Source organism: Cognatishimia activa (assembly GCF_026016445.1).
Lineage (GTDB): Bacteria > Pseudomonadota > Alphaproteobacteria > Rhodobacterales > Rhodobacteraceae > Cognatishimia > Cognatishimia activa_B.
This window is the reverse complement of record NZ_CP096147.1, coordinates 360,410-377,210: the sequence shown is the minus strand read 5'-3', so window position 1 is coordinate 377,210 and position 16,801 is coordinate 360,410. Positions and strand designations below refer to the sequence as shown.

General features: G+C 54.1%; 14 protein-coding genes. 12 read left to right on the top strand and 2 right to left on the bottom strand.

The annotated features are described in order from the left end of the window. Nucleotides 1-24 precede the first annotated feature (24 nt). The 9 genes from M0D42_RS01830 (at nucleotide 25) to M0D42_RS01790 (ending at nucleotide 10,659) form a co-directional block, all read left to right on the top strand. Nucleotides 25-1,104, top strand: coding sequence for a Gfo/Idh/MocA family protein (locus M0D42_RS01830; RefSeq protein ID WP_265019911.1), 1,080 nt, complete (start codon nucleotides 25-27; stop codon nucleotides 1,102-1,104). A 48-nt stretch (nucleotides 1,105-1,152) separates the two neighbouring features. Continuing rightward, a complete protein-coding gene (locus tag M0D42_RS01825) occupies nucleotides 1,153-2,427 on the top strand; it encodes an ABC transporter substrate-binding protein (protein ID WP_265019910.1) in 1,275 nt (424 codons plus the stop codon). Nucleotides 2,428-2,500: 73 nt separating this feature from the next. Then, nucleotides 2,501-3,469 carry a carbohydrate ABC transporter permease gene (locus tag M0D42_RS01820; protein ID WP_265019909.1) on the top strand — a complete coding sequence of 323 codons (969 nt, stop codon included), beginning with the start codon at nucleotides 2,501-2,503 and terminating at the stop codon, nucleotides 3,467-3,469. After that, nucleotides 3,462-4,514, top strand: coding sequence for a carbohydrate ABC transporter permease (locus M0D42_RS01815; protein WP_265019908.1), 1,053 nt, complete (start codon nucleotides 3,462-3,464; stop codon nucleotides 4,512-4,514). Before M0D42_RS01820 ends, M0D42_RS01815 begins: the two co-directional genes overlap by 8 nt. Nucleotides 4,515-4,524: 10 nt before the next feature. After that, on the top strand, nucleotides 4,525-5,613 hold the full coding sequence (locus tag M0D42_RS01810) for an ABC transporter ATP-binding protein (protein ID WP_265019907.1): 1,089 nt from the start codon (nucleotides 4,525-4,527) through the stop codon (nucleotides 5,611-5,613). 6 nt (nucleotides 5,614-5,619) lie between these two features. Then, nucleotides 5,620-6,822 carry a mannonate dehydratase gene (gene uxuA / locus M0D42_RS01805; protein WP_265021077.1) on the top strand — a complete coding sequence of 401 codons (1,203 nt, stop codon included), beginning with the start codon at nucleotides 5,620-5,622 and terminating at the stop codon, nucleotides 6,820-6,822. A gap of 72 nt (nucleotides 6,823-6,894) precedes the next feature. After that, nucleotides 6,895-8,355 (top strand): xylulokinase, encoded by a 1,461-nt coding sequence (xylB, locus tag M0D42_RS01800; RefSeq protein ID WP_265019906.1) that lies wholly within the window; start codon nucleotides 6,895-6,897, stop codon nucleotides 8,353-8,355. A gap of 16 nt (nucleotides 8,356-8,371) precedes the next feature. Continuing rightward, nucleotides 8,372-9,358 carry an aldose epimerase family protein gene (locus M0D42_RS01795; RefSeq protein WP_265019905.1) on the top strand — a complete coding sequence of 329 codons (987 nt, stop codon included), beginning with the start codon at nucleotides 8,372-8,374 and terminating at the stop codon, nucleotides 9,356-9,358. Continuing rightward, on the top strand, nucleotides 9,355-10,659 hold the full coding sequence (locus M0D42_RS01790; RefSeq protein WP_265019904.1) for a cytochrome-c peroxidase: 1,305 nt from the start codon (nucleotides 9,355-9,357) through the stop codon (nucleotides 10,657-10,659). Before M0D42_RS01795 ends, M0D42_RS01790 begins: the two co-directional genes overlap by 4 nt. Here the strand turns inward: M0D42_RS01790 and M0D42_RS01785 are convergent. Further along, complete coding sequence (locus M0D42_RS01785; RefSeq protein ID WP_265019903.1) at nucleotides 10,656-12,203, bottom strand: CRTAC1 family protein; 1,548 nt, start codon at nucleotides 12,201-12,203, stop codon at nucleotides 10,656-10,658. The genes M0D42_RS01790 and M0D42_RS01785 overlap by 4 nt on opposite strands. After that, nucleotides 12,193-13,401: an ROK family transcriptional regulator gene (locus M0D42_RS01780; RefSeq protein WP_265019902.1), complete on the bottom strand. Its 1,209-nt coding sequence runs from the start codon at nucleotides 13,399-13,401 to the stop codon at nucleotides 12,193-12,195. Before M0D42_RS01780 ends, M0D42_RS01785 begins: the two co-directional genes overlap by 11 nt. Before the next feature lie 170 nt (nucleotides 13,402-13,571). Here M0D42_RS01780 and xylF point away from each other — a divergent pair, with 170 nt between their 5' ends. The 3 genes from xylF to M0D42_RS01765 all read left to right on the top strand — a co-directional run bounded on the left by xylF (nucleotide 13,572) and on the right by M0D42_RS01765 (nucleotide 16,768). Further along, nucleotides 13,572-14,600: a D-xylose ABC transporter substrate-binding protein gene (xylF, locus tag M0D42_RS01775; RefSeq protein ID WP_265019901.1), complete on the top strand. Its 1,029-nt coding sequence runs from the start codon at nucleotides 13,572-13,574 to the stop codon at nucleotides 14,598-14,600. 84 nt (nucleotides 14,601-14,684) lie between these two features. Beyond that, nucleotides 14,685-15,983, top strand: coding sequence for a sugar ABC transporter permease (locus M0D42_RS01770; protein WP_265019900.1), 1,299 nt, complete (start codon nucleotides 14,685-14,687; stop codon nucleotides 15,981-15,983). Beyond that, on the top strand, nucleotides 15,983-16,768 hold the full coding sequence (locus M0D42_RS01765; protein ID WP_265019899.1) for an ATP-binding cassette domain-containing protein: 786 nt from the start codon (nucleotides 15,983-15,985) through the stop codon (nucleotides 16,766-16,768). The genes M0D42_RS01770 and M0D42_RS01765 overlap by 1 nt, the downstream gene beginning before the upstream one ends. The last annotated feature ends 33 nt before the right edge of the window (nucleotides 16,769-16,801 follow it).

Here is a 16,801-nt window from a genome sequence, read left to right as displayed (position 1 = left end):
CAAATTGGTCTGGGACATAGGTAAATGGGAACGCAGTTAAAAGTTGCAATCGTCGGAGCCGGGATCGGCCGCGAGCACCTTGCGGGCTATCTTGCGCTGCCAGAGCAGTATGCCGTCACGCATATCTGCGATATCGACGAGGCACGTGCCGAAGAGATCATTGCCGAAGCCAATGCCGGCGACGTACTTATCGAACCAGATTTTCAGAAAATCATTGGTGACGACGCAATTGACGTTGTCGACATATGCCTGCCCCCGCATTTGCATTTTGATATGTCCAAGGCGGCGCTTGAGGCGGGCAAACATGTGGTTTGTGAAAAGCCGCTGGTGAGTTCGCTTGCTGATGCGGATCGGCTTGCTGAGATCGCAGAGGCGAACAATCGACTTCTGACACCTGTGTTTCAGTACCGTTACGGACCTGGGTTTGCGAAGCTGAAAGCGTTGATGGACGCGGGCCTTGCGGGCAAGCCTTTGTTGGCAAGCGTGGACACGCAGTGGAACCGCCTGCCCGAATACTATGCCAACCCCTGGCGCGGGACATGGAAAGGGGAGCAAGGCGGAGCTGTTTTGGGCCATGCGATCCACAACCACGACCTTCTTTGCGCGGTTTTTGGTCCAATTGGTGAGGTTCATGCCTTCACGGCTACGCGCGTCAATGACATCGAAGTCGAAGATTGCGCATCAATTTCGATGAAAATGAAAAACGGTGCTCTGGCAACCTCATCCGTTACGCTAGGGTCACATAATGACATCACGCGTTTCCGGTTCTGCTTTGAGAATCTCACAGCAGAAAGCGGCACCCTGCCCTACCAACCTTCGGAAGGTGAATGGACTTTTGGGGCGCGAGGCGCAAATGTAACCCAAGCCCAAGTGGATGCAATATTGGCCGAAGTGCCTGACGCAAAACCCGGTTTCGTGGGATTCTTCGAAGCCATGTGGAACAAAATACAAAACGGTGGAAACAACGCCGTCACTTTAGAAGATGGACGCCGGTCACTGGAATTGGTGACGGCGATTTACCTGTCTTCACGTACTCAGAGGATTATCGAGCTGCCATTGACGAAGGATTGCGACCTGTATGAAAGCTGGTTGCCGTCCGAATGATAATGGCTTGATATAAAAAGAGAATAAGACATTTAGGGAGGATACAAGATGTCTACATTGAAAAAAGCACTGGCGGTCAGCGTTGCGGCTGCAGGCCTAACGGCGGGTGCCGGTGCAGTGAGTGCGCAAGAAATCACATATATGTGCTCAAGCGACGGGACAGAGTGTTCCACAGCGCGCGAAATTTTTGACCGTTTTGAAGCGGAAAACCCAGGCGTGACCGTCAAAATTGACGAAGTGCCATACAAAGCGATCCTGGAAAGCCTTCCAGTTCAGCTGGCGGCAGGCACAGGTCCTGACATGGCGAAGGTCACTGACCTTGGCGGTCTGAACAAATTCTATCTGGACCTGTCCCCATACGTTGATACAGCAGCTTGGGAAGAAAACTTCGGCGGCACGCTGGATTGGTACCGTGCATCTGCGGACGACAAAGGCATCTACGGCCTGCACTCTCAGCTGACCATCACAGGTGCTTACATCAACAAAACCCTGTTCGATCAGGCGGGTGTAGCGGTTCCTGGCGCGGATGCGACTTGGGATGACTGGGCAGCGGCGTCTCGCATGGTTGCAGAGAAAACCGGCACTGATTTCCCAATGGCGATGGACCGTTCCGGCCACCGTATTGCAGGTCCAGCAATCTCTTACGGTGCGAAACTGTTTGACGACAACGGCGATGCAATCCTCGTGGATGACGGCTTCACAGCCTACGTTCAGAAGTTCGTAGACTGGCACGAAGACGGCACCATGGCGCGTGACGTTTGGGCGGGCCAAGGTGGCTCTAGCTACCAAGATGCGGCGCAAGAATTCATCAATGGCCAGTTGGTTTACTACTATTCCGGTTCTTGGCAGGTTGGCCGCATGGACCGCGACGTAGGTGACCTGTTTGACTGGGTTGTTGTGGGTTCCCCATGTGGTGCGGGCGGTTGTACCGGCATGCCAGGTGGCGCGGGTATCGTAGGTTTCTCTGACACTGAGCACCCAGAGCTGGTCGCAAAAGCGATCGACTATCTGGCGCAGGAAGAAAACTACGCTGAGATGACTGCGAAAACTAAAAACATCCCGGCACACGCAGCTGTTGCTGCGAAAGGCGTTGACTATGCAGGTGCATCCGCAGGCGCAGCGGCAGCTCTGAACGCTTGGGGCGCGCAGGTTGGTAAGCTGGAAGGCCCTGCCTTCATGTACCAAGGCTACAAAAACAACCGCGCAATGTTCAACATCACTGTACAGCGTGTGACACAGGCGATCGTTGGCGAACTGTCTGTTGAAGACGCGATGATGCGTGCGAAAGAAGATCTGGCACAGGCGCTTGCCGAAGCTAACTAATCTTCGTCCATAAATACGACGCCGTTCGGGTCTCTCGAGCGGCGTCCCACTTTCGCACAAAGCGAGTCTCCTCATGTTGATGATCCTTGAACCCGTCATGCGGGTGATCGAATGGCCGATCAAATTTCTTCAGGACAAACTGGGACTGAAAAACCCCGCTTGGATTTTCCTTTTCCCGAACCTCGTGCTGTTTGGCCTATTTGCCTTCCTGCCCGTGATCCTGAACTTCGCCTATGCCGTTACTGGCACCGATGCTATCTTGTTAAGCGACCGCCCTTTTGTGGGGGGCTCAAACTTCACAGCCCTGCTGGATTGCGAGAATTTCGCTGATCCAAACACCTGTCGCGACGACCTCTTCTGGCGCGCGGTGTGGAACACACTGAGGTTTGTGGTGCTTCAAGTGTCATTGATGGTGGCTTTTGCTCTGATCACAGCGATCATCCTGAACCGTGAGATCCGCGCGCGCGGCTTTTTCCGCGCTGTTTTCTTCTTCCCTGTATTGCTGTCCCCTGTTGTTGTTGCGCTGATCTGGAAATGGATCCTTCAGCGTGAAGGCATCCTGAATGCCTGGCTGGATGGCATGGGGCTTGAGACCTTCAACTGGTTGCTTGATCGCTCCTGGGCCTTTGGCTGGAGCGTCTTCCTGTCTGTCTGGGCCCATATGGGGTTCTACACGCTTATTCTTCTGGCTGGCCTGCAGGCAATTCCCCGCGACGTCTATGAGGCGGCCAAGATGGACCGTGCCTCTCCGTGGCGTGTGTTCCGCCGTATCACCCTGCCCCTTCTGATGCCAACCATGTTGGTTGTCTTGGTACTGGCGACCATTAAAGGCGTTCAGACCTTTGAAGAAGTCTATGCCTTCACCGGAGGCGGACCAGGTTCTGCAACCACGCTGATCATTCAATACGTCTATGAAACCGGATTTGCGGGTGCACCGCGCCTCTTTGGACCAGCTGCAGCGGCTTCGCTCTTGTTGGCAGCGGTTCTGGTTGTGCTGACCATCATTCAACTCTGGATCAACAGGAAGAACGTCGATGGCTAAAGTGATTTCTTTCCTCACCCGCACGCGCGGCCATGGCAAGCCTGATTGGACCGATTGGGTCAGCTATATTTACCTCGGCCTCGGCGTCCTTTTGATGTTCCTGCCGGTGATCTGGCTAGGCCTGTCATCCTTTAAGACAGACGCGGAACTGGCGCGATTCCCTCCTCGGATCCTTCCAATGGAAGCGGAAACCGTCGTGGTTCCGGGCTATGATGAACCACTTGCGTTGTTTGAAATCACCGATGGCGAATATGCTGGTGAAACACTGGCGCAAATTCGCCGCATCGGCCTTGTCGCGCAGATGGTGCGCCCGGATGATCCAGAGACCCGTCTGAAGGTGAACATCCAAGATCGAAAACCCATCGAGAGCTTCTCGCTCGCAACGGATAACTATGTTGAGCTGTTTGAGAAGTTTAACTTCCTGAAGTTCTTCATGAACTCGGTCTTCATCACCGCGACGGCCACAATCATCATGCTGGTCGTAAACTCCATGGCCGCCTTTGCCCTGTCTAAATACCAGTTCAAAGGCCGCATGGTGGTTCTTGCGTTGGTCATCGGTACGCTGATGATCCCGCAGACCGTGGTCTTGGTACCGCTGTTCTTGATCACCAAGGAACTCAATATGGCGGACAGCCTTTGGGGTGTAATTATCCCCGGCGCCGCGACGCCGACCGGTGTGTTCCTTCTGCGGCAATACATGCTGACCATTCCTGATGAAATTCTGGACGCGGCCCGTATGGATAAAGCCAGCGAATGGAAAATTTTCTGGCGGATCATCATTCCGCTCTCCGCCCCGGCAATTGCCGTGCTTGCGATCCTCGCGATCATGTGGCGCTGGAACGACTTCCTCTGGCCGCTCATCGTGCTCTCAAGCACCGAAAACTTCACGCTGCAATTGGCGTTGAACTCCTTCCAAGGGGACTTGGAAACGCAATGGAGCAACCTCTTGGCCATGACCATGCTGGTTCTGCTACCCATCGCCTGCGTTTTCGCATTCCTCCAAAAATATATCGCCACCGGTATTGCGTCGACGGGCGGGAAATAAGGGATAGATCATGTCACAACTTGTTCTAAAAGACGTCCGCAAATCCTATGGCGATGTCGAAGTCATCAAAGGTGTCGATCTCGACATCAAACAGGGCGAATTCTGTGTCTTTGTTGGCCCATCGGGCTGCGGTAAATCCACCCTACTACGGATGATTTCCGGCCTGGAAGGCATTACCGGCGGTACGATTTCCATTGGTGGCGAGGTCGTGAACGACGTCGCCGCAGCGGATCGAGGCCTGGCGATGGTGTTCCAGTCTTATGCGCTTTACCCGCATATGACCGTGCGCCAAAACCTGTCGTTTGGTTTGGAGAATATCAAAACCAGCAAAGAAGAGATCGAGAGCAAAATCGCATCGGTGTCCAAAATGCTGCAAATCGATATGCTGCTGGACCGAAAGCCAAAGGATCTATCGGGCGGTCAACGTCAACGGGTCGCGATTGGCCGCGCCGTGGTACGTGAACCATCGATCTTCCTCTTTGACGAACCTCTGTCGAACCTGGATGCTGAACTGCGCGTGGATATGCGGGGCGAGATCGCCGATCTGCACCGCCGTCTTGGCAACACCATGATCTACGTGACCCACGATCAGGTGGAAGCGATGACCATGGCCGATAAGATCGCCGTTCTACGTCTGGGTGAAGTAGAGCAATTCGGAGCACCCCTGGATATCTACAACAAACCCGACAACATCTTTGTCGCGGGTTTCATTGGCTCCCCGAAAATGAACTTCGTGGAAGGTACCGCTGAAAAGATCGATGGCGGGTCTCTGGCCTTCAAAACCAAAACTGGCGTGTCCATGGCATTGGAGGCATCTGCGTTTGATGTCACCGAAGGCGCAGGGATCACCCTTGGGTTCCGCCCGAACCATCTGACCATTGCTGAAGGGGCTGGCGCAGACATGACTGTCTCTGTGCGCGATGCAGAACAGCTTGGCGGTGAGTCCTTTGTCTTTGGTCAAAGCGGCGATATCCCAATCACGGTGCACCTGCGCGGTCAGACCAACGTGGGTCACGGCTCAGAAGTTGGTATTGTGATTGACAGAGAGCACATTCACCTCTTTGACACTGCGACCGGAAACTCTCTGCGAAAGGCCTAAGACGTGATGCGTCAAACTTGGCGCTGGTTTGGGCCAGCGGATACAGTCAACATTTCTGATCTGCCGCAGGTTGGTGTGGAGGGCGTTGTCAGCGCCCTTCACCATATCGAAAACGGGACCATCTGGAGCCTGGAAGAGATTGAAAAACGAAAGCTTGAAATCGAGCGCCTGCCAAATGGCGCAGCTTCGGGTGTGACATGGGATGTGGTGGAAAGTCTACCAGTGTCTGAGGTCATCAAGACCAAAGGTTCAGACTATAAATCCCATATTGAAAACTACTGCACGAGCTTGGAACACCTTGCGTCTGCAGGTCTTTACACAATTTGCTACAACTTCATGCCGGTTCTGGATTGGACACGCACCAACCTGCGCGCACCTATGCCAACAGGCGCATCGGCAATGCTCTTTGATCTGGTCGATTTTATTGCCTTTGATCTCTTTATCCTGAAACGTCCGGGGGGCGAGGCGGATTACTCATCTGACATCGTCTTTGACGCAGAACGTCGATTTGCGCAGATGGATGACGCTGCCAAGCTGGCGCTGCAGCAGAATATTGTCGCGGGCCTGCCCGGCGCGAATGACGGATGGACCGCTGAAGAAATCCGCGATCATCTCGCAACTTACGCTCGGATGACGCGAGACGTCCTGCGACAGAACCTCGTCGATTTCTTAAGCGAAGTTATCCCAACCGCAGAACGTCTGGGGATACGGATGTGCTGCCATCCTGATGATCCCCCCTTCTCGCTTCTGGGTCTGCCGCGCATTATGTCGTCTGAAGCGGACTATGCGGCTGTGATGCAGGCTGTGGATAGCCACAGCAATGGAATCACGCTTTGCACTGGGTCGTTGGGTGTGAACCCAGACTTTGATGGCCCCGGCTTTGTCGAACGGCTTGGGGATCGCATTCATTTTGCGCACTTGCGCAACACAAGCCGGATTGCCCCTGCGGATGGCTCTCGGACCAGTTTCTATGAAGCAGAACACTTGGCTGGTGACACCGACATGGTTGGCACAGTGAAGGCGCTGATGGCTGAACAGTCTCGGCGCAAAACAGAGGGTCGTGCGGATTGGCAAATCCCGATGCGACCAGATCACGGCCAAGATTTGCTGCACGATCAGGTGCAGGAAAGCATGCCTGGATACCCTCTGATCGGTCGCATGCGTGGGCTGGCAGAGCTTCGCGGTGTCATGGCAGCAGTCTCAAACTAAGCCTTGATCACAACACAGCATTGACTTCTTCCTTTTTATTTTAGTAACTAAAATAAATAAAGGGAGGGAGACATGTACCTAGGCCTCGATCTTGGAACATCGGGTATACGCGCGCTATTGGTTGATGCTGATGGCTGTGTTGTGGGGGAGGCATCTGCCCCCTGTTTAGTCACCCATCTCCAACCTGGCTGGAGCGAACAAAATCCCGAAGAATGGATAAATGCCTGCCGAAAAGCGATGGCAGAATTGCGTTCACAGCATCCCAAAGAGGTTGCTGCAGTACAGGCGATTGGCCTGAGCGGCCATATGCACGGCGCCACTCTGATTGATCGGAATGGCGACGTCCTGCGGCCTTGTATGCTATGGAATGACACCCGCGCCGACGCGCAGGCACGTCGCTTTGATGCAATGCCCATGTTCCGCGATACGACAGGGAATATCGTCTTTCCCGGCTTCACAGCCCCCAAAATCGAATGGGTCCGAGAGAACGAGCCTGACGTCTTTGCTGCGATACATAAGATTTTGTTACCAAAGGACTATCTTAGATTCTGGCTCACCGGTGAAAGCCTAAGCGATATGTCTGACAGTGCCGGCACGTCCTGGATGGATGTGGGAACACGCAGCTGGTCTAGCGAATTGCTGGATACATGCCAGCTGTCTGAAGCCCAGATGCCGCAATTAGTTGAAGGCAGCGATCAAGCAGGCGAACTCCGCGATCAGCTGAGGTCTGAATGGGGCATGACAGGCCCAGTCATAGTCGCCGGTGGAGGCGGAGATAACGCGGCTGCCGCCTGTGGTCTTGGCTGCCTTTCTGCGGGCGATGGCTTTGTTTCACTGGGAACTTCTGGTGTGCTGTTTGCGGCAAGCGATACCTATGCTCCTGCCCCCGACAAGGCAGTGCACAGCTTTTGCCACGCGGTGCCAGATACTTGGTTTCAGATGGGCGTAACGCTGGCGGCAACCGATAGTTTGAATTGGCTTGCGAAAGTCACAGGTTCCACACCCGCCGCGCTGGCCGGGACATTGCCTGAAAAACCTTCCGGCCCAACTTCCGCTCTGTTCCTGCCCTACTTGTCAGGCGAAAGAACACCTCACAACACAGCGACACCATGTGGTGTCTTTGCTGGAATGGACATCTCATCGGATCAATCTGATCTGACTGCGGCGGTCATGGAAGGTGTCGCCTTCTCGCTGGCGGATTGCCTTCATGCGTTGCGCTCGACAGGCACCGAAATCTCCGCTTTGACAACAACAGGCGGGGGCAGCAAATCCCCGTTCTGGCTGCAAACCATCGCTAACGTGCTGGATGTTACTTTGGATTTACCGGCCAAGGGAGAGTTCGGCGCAGCGCTGGGGGCCGCACGTTTGGCGATGGCCGCTGATATTGGCGGCGATATAAATAGCCTGATGAGCAAGCCTGAGATTGCAAAAACCATTGAACCTGACGCCAGTTTGGTGTCGATCTATCAAGAACGATATGCGCAATTCAGGGCTTTGTATCCAGCAGTTACATCGGCCCTCTCACCCGCCTAAAGGCCTTGATTAAGATATGCAAAACCACGCCTCAGATGCCCTTAAGCTTGTTACTCTGAAAACTCAGAATGCCCAACTTTCGTTACTGAATTTTGGGGCGACAACACGGGATTGGCGTGTGAGCTCTGGAGATGAGATGGTGCCAATGATCCTTGGGTTTGAAGACCCAAAGGAATACCTAACTTCACAATACTTCTTTGGCACGATTGCAGGGCGAGTCTCTAACAGGATTGGCGACGGCCGCTATCAGACAGAGGGCGGTGTGGTCGAGCTTGACAAAAACGAGGGGGCAACGACGCTCCATGGCGGGTCTCGCTCACTGAGCCTTGTGATCTGGGATTTGTCACAGGTTTCAGACACGCAAGCACGCTTTGAATATCACTCCCCAGATGGAGAAATGGGGTTCCCGGGAAACGCTCGTATCGAGGTCCTCGTCACATTGAGCGAGCGCCAGCTTCGATATGACATGAAGGCCACCGTCGATGCAGTAACGCCAATTAGTCTAGCTCAGCACAACTATTACAATTTTGGCGGAACGCGCGATATTTGGGACTATCGCATCAAATGCCCAACTCACAGCCTACTGGAACAGAACGACATTGGGGTTTCTACGGGTAAAGTGATTGATACCTCTGGAGGCCCATTAGACCTAAGAAACTCTCCGACTTTTCGCCAATTCGAACAAAGCGGCCTAGACTGCCACTTTATCTTTGATGATCTAGGAAATGCGACCCTTAGGGAGGTCGCAGATATCCGTGCCTCTGACGGGAAAGGAATAAAAATATTCTCTGATCAAGATGGGGCGCAAATTTATACAGCGCATGGGCTGCCCAACCTTTCTGGCGGTTTGGACGGAGCAAATTATGGCGCGGCGGCGGGTCTTTGTTTTGAGCCGCAGGGCTATCCAAATGCAGTCAATATCAAGGAATTTCCTTCGGTGATGGCATCCCCAGAAAAGCCGTATCAGCAAACATTGATCATCGAAGCGGTTGGAATGGAATGAGATATCGCGCGGGCATTCTGGCTCTTTCATTGAGCGCTGTTCCTTCCTTCGCGATGGAATTTGGCGCTGATCCAGTATTCCCGATACATGACTATGACCGCGTCGAGCTGGGATGGCTCCTCTTTTACGATCCCATTCTGTCCGGCAACCGCAATATCAGCTGCGCGACCTGTCATCATCCCAATTTGAATACCGCAGACGGCGTCGCCCTATCGCTCGGCGAGGGTGGAATCGGACTAGGCCCAGAGCGCAAAGCCGACCCAAACAACCTGCCTGAACAACGCATCCCCAGAAACGCCCCTGCCCTTTTCAATCTTGGCGCAACCCAGTTTGATGTGATGTTCCACGACGGCAGGTTAGAGGCCGATGCCTCTCGCCCCGGAGGCATGCGCACGCCGCTGGGAGAAGACATGGTTTCGGGGTTTGACTCCGTTTTATCGGCCCAGGCGATGTTTCCTGTTCTCAGCGCCGATGAAATGGCAGGGCATTATTCTGAAAATGAAATCTCTCAAGCTGTCAGGCTTGGTCAGCTGTCTGGCCCCGACGGTGCGTGGGATCTGATCTCCAAACGGGTCAGAGATTTTCCCGAATATCGGGAGCGCTTTGCAAAAACGATTGGCGCCGACAAACAGATCGCTTTTACTGACATCGCGAATGCTCTGGCCTCTTTCATTGCAGTTGAATGGCGGGCGGACGACAGCCGCTTTGATCAATTTTTAGCAGGTTCAGCAGAGCTTTCCCCCAAAGAGCGACGCGGGCTGGTGATTTTCTATAGCGAGCGCAATTGCGCGAGTTGTCATAGTGGGCGTTTCCAGACCGATCATGGGTTCCACGCGATAGGTCTTCCACAATTCGGACCAGGGAAAGCTGCCCGGTTTGAAAACCACAACAACGATGTTGGACGTGGACGGGTCACGGGAGAAGCGGCAGATTTTCACAAGTTCCGCACGCCAAGCCTGCGCAACGTCACCCTGACCGCGCCCTATGGGCACAATGGGGCCATCCCCTCGCTTGAAGCGATGATCAGACACCACGGTGATGCAGCCTCATCCTTTGCGGCATTCGATCGTCAGCAGGTTATCCTGCCAAGCTTCTCAGCCGTAAATGACTGGGCTGAGCTCGAAAACCCTAATTCAAAACCTGATATACTTTTGGCCAACGAACTGGACGCCGATCCCTTTACAGATCAAGAGGTAGACGATCTGATCGCTTTTCTTGAGACCCTGACGGATGTTTCTTGGCGCTCTGAAGGGTTGGGGGTTCCTGAATCTGTGCCAAGCGGACTGCCAATTGATCGTTAATCGACCCGCAACTTCCGGCCATCATCAATCACGCGGCTGATGGAATTCACGTCAAGTTGCTGCCAATCCGATACCGTTTGATCAGGGCGTACTAACCGCACTTTTGCGCTTTCAGCGGCACCCAATCCAAAGTGATGTGGCCCCAAAACTCCGCTTGCATGTCCACCGCCAATCGTGACTTCACGCACCCAACGCCCGGAGTTCGTTTCGACCTCTAAGAAGTATCCAATTCCATCACGGTTTGAACCGGTGACCTGCAGGTCGAGCGCTGCCCAGTTCTGGGCCTTAGAAACGTTTTCATAAACTTGAACGTCAGCGCGCCGGTTAACCACCAGCAAATCCAGCTTTCCGTCCAAATTGAAATCCGCCAAGGCTGCGCCGCGACTACGCAGCATGCTGCCAATACCCGCTTCTCCGCCCTGTTCCACAAACTGACCTACAGTATTTTGGATAAGCAAGTTGTTGGGATCATCCAGTGCCGCATCCGGCATTTGATCCACGTTACCTTTCGCCACGAAAATATCGTCTAATCCATCGTTTTGAATATCGCCAAAGGCGGCATGCCAACCGGTCGAGGGGCGACCATCTCCGCCCTCATAGGGGCGATGCGCTGCGGCACCCGCTTCAAAAGGTACGTTCTGATAGCTGGGGCCGTCTGTTGCTGGATCAAAAAGCTGGAACTTTTGATCGCCCATCGAGGTTAGATAGACATCGGAATATCCGTCACCGTTCACATCACGTGAAGCGATACCCATGCCCCAAAGCTGGTAAGGCCTCCAACCATCGGCTTTTCCATAAAGGCGCGGTGTCGTCTCCATGGCCCACATCTGCTCCTGTCCGCCTTTTACGTAGTAGTGACGGTCATTGCTGACTCTCAGGTCTTGACGACCAGCGCGTTTCCAGTCGGTGAAGAGCATAGAAAGGGAGCAAAATCCTGGTGAGAGCTTTGTCGGCGCATCATATTGAGCACCTTTGGGGCGATAGAGCAGCAGATCATCACACGCCTGAAAAGGACCATCTGGATTACCGCGATCAACATAGGTCCCGAAGGCGAGGGTTGGCAGCGTATTTCCAGTTTCCCAAGTTGCTGAAAAAGCGGTTGTCCAATGGTCGTCAGAATTGAAGTTCAACTCGCTCCCATATTCGGAGAAGGAACAATTGCCTTCGCCTTTGAGCAATAGGTCGGGCCCTGCTCTTAGAATGACAAGGTCGGTGATCTGATCGCCCGTCAAATCAATCGGATAAGCCCCCGTGACCCCGGTTACATTCAGAATTGGTTGCTCACGGGCCTCAAACGAAAGAGCCGCCCCTGCGTTATTCGCAGTATTGACCCAAAGCGTTGAAGGCGATGCCCCACCCGCGATGAATGCATCAAGCAATCCATCTTCGTTACAGTCAAACGCAGCGACGCCACCGCCTACGAAATGCTCCCAGCCGCCACTGTAGACATGTTTCGGCACTTCCCTTGGTGTGAAGCGAATGTCTGCGGTTGCGCTTATCGGAAAAACCGCAGCAAGGCATATTCCGGTAGCACTACGCAGCACTGATCGACATCTCTCTGATCTTCAGCGCTGAAAACCCATCAAGCGCGTAGGCTGCGGCGCCCTTTGCCCACATCTTATCGCCCCATTGGTGGGCTTTGATTTCCGTTAGGGGCGCATCCACTTTGACCACGTGCCCTTTGAGTTCTTCCATGATTCCCACAAGGTTCAGATGGTCAAATGCAGCCCTGTGTCCTGCGAGAATGATGACTTCTGGATCAAAGATGTTCACCACATTGGCCAACCCCATTGCAAACATCCTGCCCGCTCGGTCAAAGATGGATTGCGCTGGTGGATTACCGGTTTGCGCGAGTTCCCAAAGACTTGGGAGGTCGGCTATTGGGTGGCCGATGTTAACGGCATTGGCTTCTCTTAGAAGTGCATAGTCACCGATATAGGCCTCAAGACACCCGCGCTGACCACATTGGCACAATGCCCCTTCAAGCTGAACTTTGGCGTGTCCAAACTCAGCACCGCAGCCACGAGAGCCGCGGTATATTTTGTCATCAATCACGATGCCCATACCAACGCCGTGCTCAATCGTTATCACCACAAAATTGGAGACATTACGACCCAATCCAAAAAGCTGTTCGGCTTTGGCCACGAGGTTCGCATCGTTCTCAACCAAAACCGGGCATTCAAATTTTTGCGAAAAGGCGGCGCCGATATCGACGTTTCGACTGTTGAGCGAGGGAGACCAATGTACAAAAGACCTTGGCGCATCAATGAGCCCCGCCAGTCCAACCCCGACCGCAGAAAGTTCTGACGGATGCATATCAATCGCATCGCAAGCTCCCTTCACTGCCTCATAGATCTCTTGTGCAAGTACGTCAGGAGACATCATGGGATCTTTTAGATCAGAATCCCAAGCCACCAGCTCATTGCCTTCAAAATCGACGATAAGCACCGATACACTTTCACGCGCGACCTTGATGCCCGCGACAGGATAAGCATCTCCGCGGATTTTAAGCGCGACACGTGGACGGCCGCGTTTGGCCTTCTGGCGCGGCCCTTCAGGCGTGATCTCTTCGATCAATCCTGCATCCATCAATTCGGAAGTGATGGCGGTGACAGTGGCTGGGCTGACAAGCGTTTCCTTCGCAATATCGATGCGCGCAATATTTCCGGCCTTGCGAATCGTCTCAAGGATTTGAGCTCGCCCGGCGCCCCGCTGCTCCTCAACATGTTTTAATTTCTGCACGTCATCCCTCCCAGGAATTTGCCGGATATTGGTTTATTTTCTTTGCTCCGGCAACCGCTCAACACCACTATACGATATTTAATTTGACGATCAAATTAAATTAATGCTAGCTTGTTAGCGCAATCGAACAACGAAAAGTTCGAGACGCGATTTTAAATGGGAGGAAGAATATGAAATTCTTTGGAGGAATTTCGCTGGCGGCAGTCATCGCGGTGACAGGCTCGGCAGCTTTTGCAGATGACATCACTGTTGGCGTGAGCTGGTCAAACTTTCAGGAAGAACGCTGGAAAACCGACGAAGCAGCCATCGTGGGCGCGCTGGATGCAGGTGGTGCAGCCTATGTCTCTGCTGACGCGCAATCATCATCATCCAAACAACTATCCGACATTGAGAGCCTGATCGCTCAGGGTGTTGATGCCCTGATCATTCTGGCGCAAGACGCTCAGGCGATTGGCCCAGCGGTACAAGCTGCAGCGGACGAAGGAATCCCTGTGATTGCCTATGACCGCCTGATCGAAGACGACCGTGCTTTCTATCTAACATTTGACAACGTTGAAGTTGGCCGCATGCAGGCGCGCGCTGTTTTCGCAGCACAGCCGACAGGTCGCTATGTTATGATCAAAGGCTCTCCGACCGATCCAAACGCAGACTTCCTACGTGGCGGTCAGCAGGAAATCCTGCAGGAAGCGATCGACAGCGGTGCAATCACCATCGTTGGTGAAGCCTACACAGATGGCTGGCTGCCTGCGAACGCGCAGCGCAACATGGAGCAAATCCTGACCGCAGAAGACAACGGCGTTGACGCGGTTGTTGCCTCTAACGACGGTACCGCAGGTGGTGTTGTTGCGGCGCTGACTGCACAGGGCATGGAAGGCCTGCCAGTGTCTGGCCAAGACGGTGACCACGCTGCGCTGAACCGCGTTGCGAAGGGCCATCAGACTGTGTCTGTCTGGAAAGACGCACGTGAGCTGGGCAAAGCAGCAGGTGAAATCGCTGTCGCTCTGGCGGGTGGTTCCATGAACAAAGACGTGGATGGCGCGCAGTCCTGGACCTCTCCGGGTGGCACAACAATGTCCGCTGTGTTCCTGGCTCCGGTTCCAGTGACAGCTGACAACCTCTCCGTTGTTGTAGACGCAGGCTGGATCACCAAGGACGCTCTGTGCCAAGGTGTATCCAACGGCCCAGCGCCTTGTAACTAAACCAAAATAGGCCAGAGCGCCCTACTCGTGCTATAGAGGTGAGGGGCGCTCTGCGCTGTAACTGCTTGCTACTGGACTTCGGACATGACCGACACCACGACGCAGCCAATCCCAAGCGCAAAGAAACGGAGCCTGTTCCAACAGCTGGAACTGGACACTCGTTTGCTGGGTATGATTGGCGCATTCATCATTCTCTGTATCGCGTTTAACGTGCTGACAGACGGGCGTTTTCTGACGCCGCGCAATATCTTTAACCTGACGATCCAAACGGTTTCCGTTGCGATTATGGCCACTGGTATGGTCTTTGTGATCGTCACTCGACATATCGACCTCTCCGTCGGAGCGCTGCTTGCAACAACCTCCGCTGTGATGGCGATGGTTCAGACCGAAGTTTTGCCTGATATGCTGGGCATGGGGCTGAACCACCCGGCCACCTGGGCGATTACTATCATTGTTGGCCTCGCGGTTGGCACGCTGATCGGCGCCTTTCACGGCTGGATGGTTGGCTACCTGACAATCCCGGCCTTCATTGTGACCCTTGGCGGCTTCCTCGTATGGCGCAATGTGGCTTGGTACCTGACTTCAGGCCAAACCATTGGCCCACTGGATGGCACCTTCCTGATGTTTGGTGGCACAAACGGCACGCTCGGCACCTCTTGGAGCTGGATCATTGGCTTCATCGCCACTGCGGCAGCTCTTCTAACGCTTTGGAATGCACGCCGCGCGAAGGCAGGACACGGCTTCCCAGTGAAACCGATGTGGGCCGAGATCCTGATCTCCGTCGCCATTGCAGGCGCCATCCTGGGGTTTGTCTGGACCCTGAACTCCTACAATATCCCAACGCGTCGCCTGGCACGCATGTTTGAAGCGCGCGGAGAGGTCATGCCAGAAGGTCTGGTTGTCGGCTATGGCATTCCAATCTCGGTCTTTATCCTGATTGCAGTGGCTGTCGTCATGACAATCATCGCACGCAGGACCCGCTTTGGTCGCTATATCTTTGCAACCGGTGGCAACCCTGATGCGGCGGAGCTTTCAGGCATCAATACTCGCATGCTGACTGTGAAAATCTTCGCACTCATGGGTTTCCTTTGTGCCCTGTCTGCTGTTGTGGCCTCTGCCCGGTTGGCGAACCACTCCAATGATCTCGGCACGCTTGATGAACTGCGTGTTATCGCGGCAGCAGTTATCGGCGGCACGGCTTTGTCTGGCGGTATCGGGACCATCTACGGCGCTATTCTGGGTGCTTTGATCATGCAGGCGCTGCAATCTGGCATGGCTATGGTTGGTGTAGACGCACCGTTCCAGAACATCGTTGTGGGATCGGTACTAGTGCTCGCGGTGCTCATCGACATCATCTATCGCAAACGTTTGGGGGCAAAATAATGAGTGCTTCTGCAAAAGAACTCCGCGCCCAAGGCGCCACGCCTCTGGTCGAACTCGAGGACATCTCGATTTCCTTCGGTGGTATCAAAGCTGTGGATCACGTCAGCGTAGATCTTTATCCAGGCGAAGTTGTGGGCCTTCTGGGCCACAACGGGGCGGGTAAATCGACCCTGATCAAAATCCTCTCAGGGGCTTATCAGAAAGAAACCGGCGAAATACGCATCGACGGCAAGCCGGTCGAGATCAACAACCCCCGTGATGCGCGTGCCCATAATGTTGAAACGATCTACCAAACGCTCGCATTGGCAGACAATCTGGACGCAGCTTCCAACCTGTTTCTGGGGCGTGAATTGGTGACCCCTTTGGGATTGGTTGATGACTCTGCCATGGAAGCCGAGTGCCGCAAGATCTTTGCCCAGCTCAACCCGAACTTCCAAAAATTCAAAGAGCCGGTCTCTGCCCTATCTGGTGGTCAACGTCAGTCGGTCGCCATTGCTCGCGCGGTCTATTTCAACGCGCGCATTCTTATCATGGACGAGCCAACGGCTGCCCTTGGTCCGCATGAAACTCAGATGGTTGCAGAGCTGATCCAACAGCTGAAAGCGCAGGGCATCGGCATCTTCCTGATCGATCATGATGTGCATGCGGTTATGGAGCTTTGTGACCGGGCCAGCGTCATGAAAAACGGTCAGCTCGTGGGCACCGTCGATATCGACGACGTCACCGATGATGACCTTCTGTCCATGATCATTCTTGGCAAGAAACCTGGGGAAGCAGCGGCGTAACGCTGCTTCTCAGCACCAAATTTGAAACGCCCA

Coding starts and splice junctions, on each gene's coding strand:
- M0D42_RS01830 (WP_265019911.1), top strand. CDS start 25: ATGGGAACGCAGTTAAAAGTTGCAATCGTCGGAGCCGGGATCGGCCGC.
- M0D42_RS01825 (WP_265019910.1), top strand. CDS start 1,153: ATGTCTACATTGAAAAAAGCACTGGCGGTCAGCGTTGCGGCTGCAGGC.
- M0D42_RS01820 (WP_265019909.1), top strand. CDS start 2,501: ATGTTGATGATCCTTGAACCCGTCATGCGGGTGATCGAATGGCCGATC.
- M0D42_RS01815 (WP_265019908.1), top strand. CDS start 3,462: ATGGCTAAAGTGATTTCTTTCCTCACCCGCACGCGCGGCCATGGCAAG.
- M0D42_RS01810 (WP_265019907.1), top strand. CDS start 4,525: ATGTCACAACTTGTTCTAAAAGACGTCCGCAAATCCTATGGCGATGTC.
- uxuA (WP_265021077.1), top strand. CDS start 5,620: ATGCGTCAAACTTGGCGCTGGTTTGGGCCAGCGGATACAGTCAACATT.
- xylB (WP_265019906.1), top strand. CDS start 6,895: ATGTACCTAGGCCTCGATCTTGGAACATCGGGTATACGCGCGCTATTG.
- M0D42_RS01795 (WP_265019905.1), top strand. CDS start 8,372: ATGCAAAACCACGCCTCAGATGCCCTTAAGCTTGTTACTCTGAAAACT.
- M0D42_RS01790 (WP_265019904.1), top strand. CDS start 9,355: ATGAGATATCGCGCGGGCATTCTGGCTCTTTCATTGAGCGCTGTTCCT.
- xylF (WP_265019901.1), top strand. CDS start 13,572: ATGAAATTCTTTGGAGGAATTTCGCTGGCGGCAGTCATCGCGGTGACA.
- M0D42_RS01770 (WP_265019900.1), top strand. CDS start 14,685: ATGACCGACACCACGACGCAGCCAATCCCAAGCGCAAAGAAACGGAGC.
- M0D42_RS01765 (WP_265019899.1), top strand. CDS start 15,983: ATGAGTGCTTCTGCAAAAGAACTCCGCGCCCAAGGCGCCACGCCTCTG.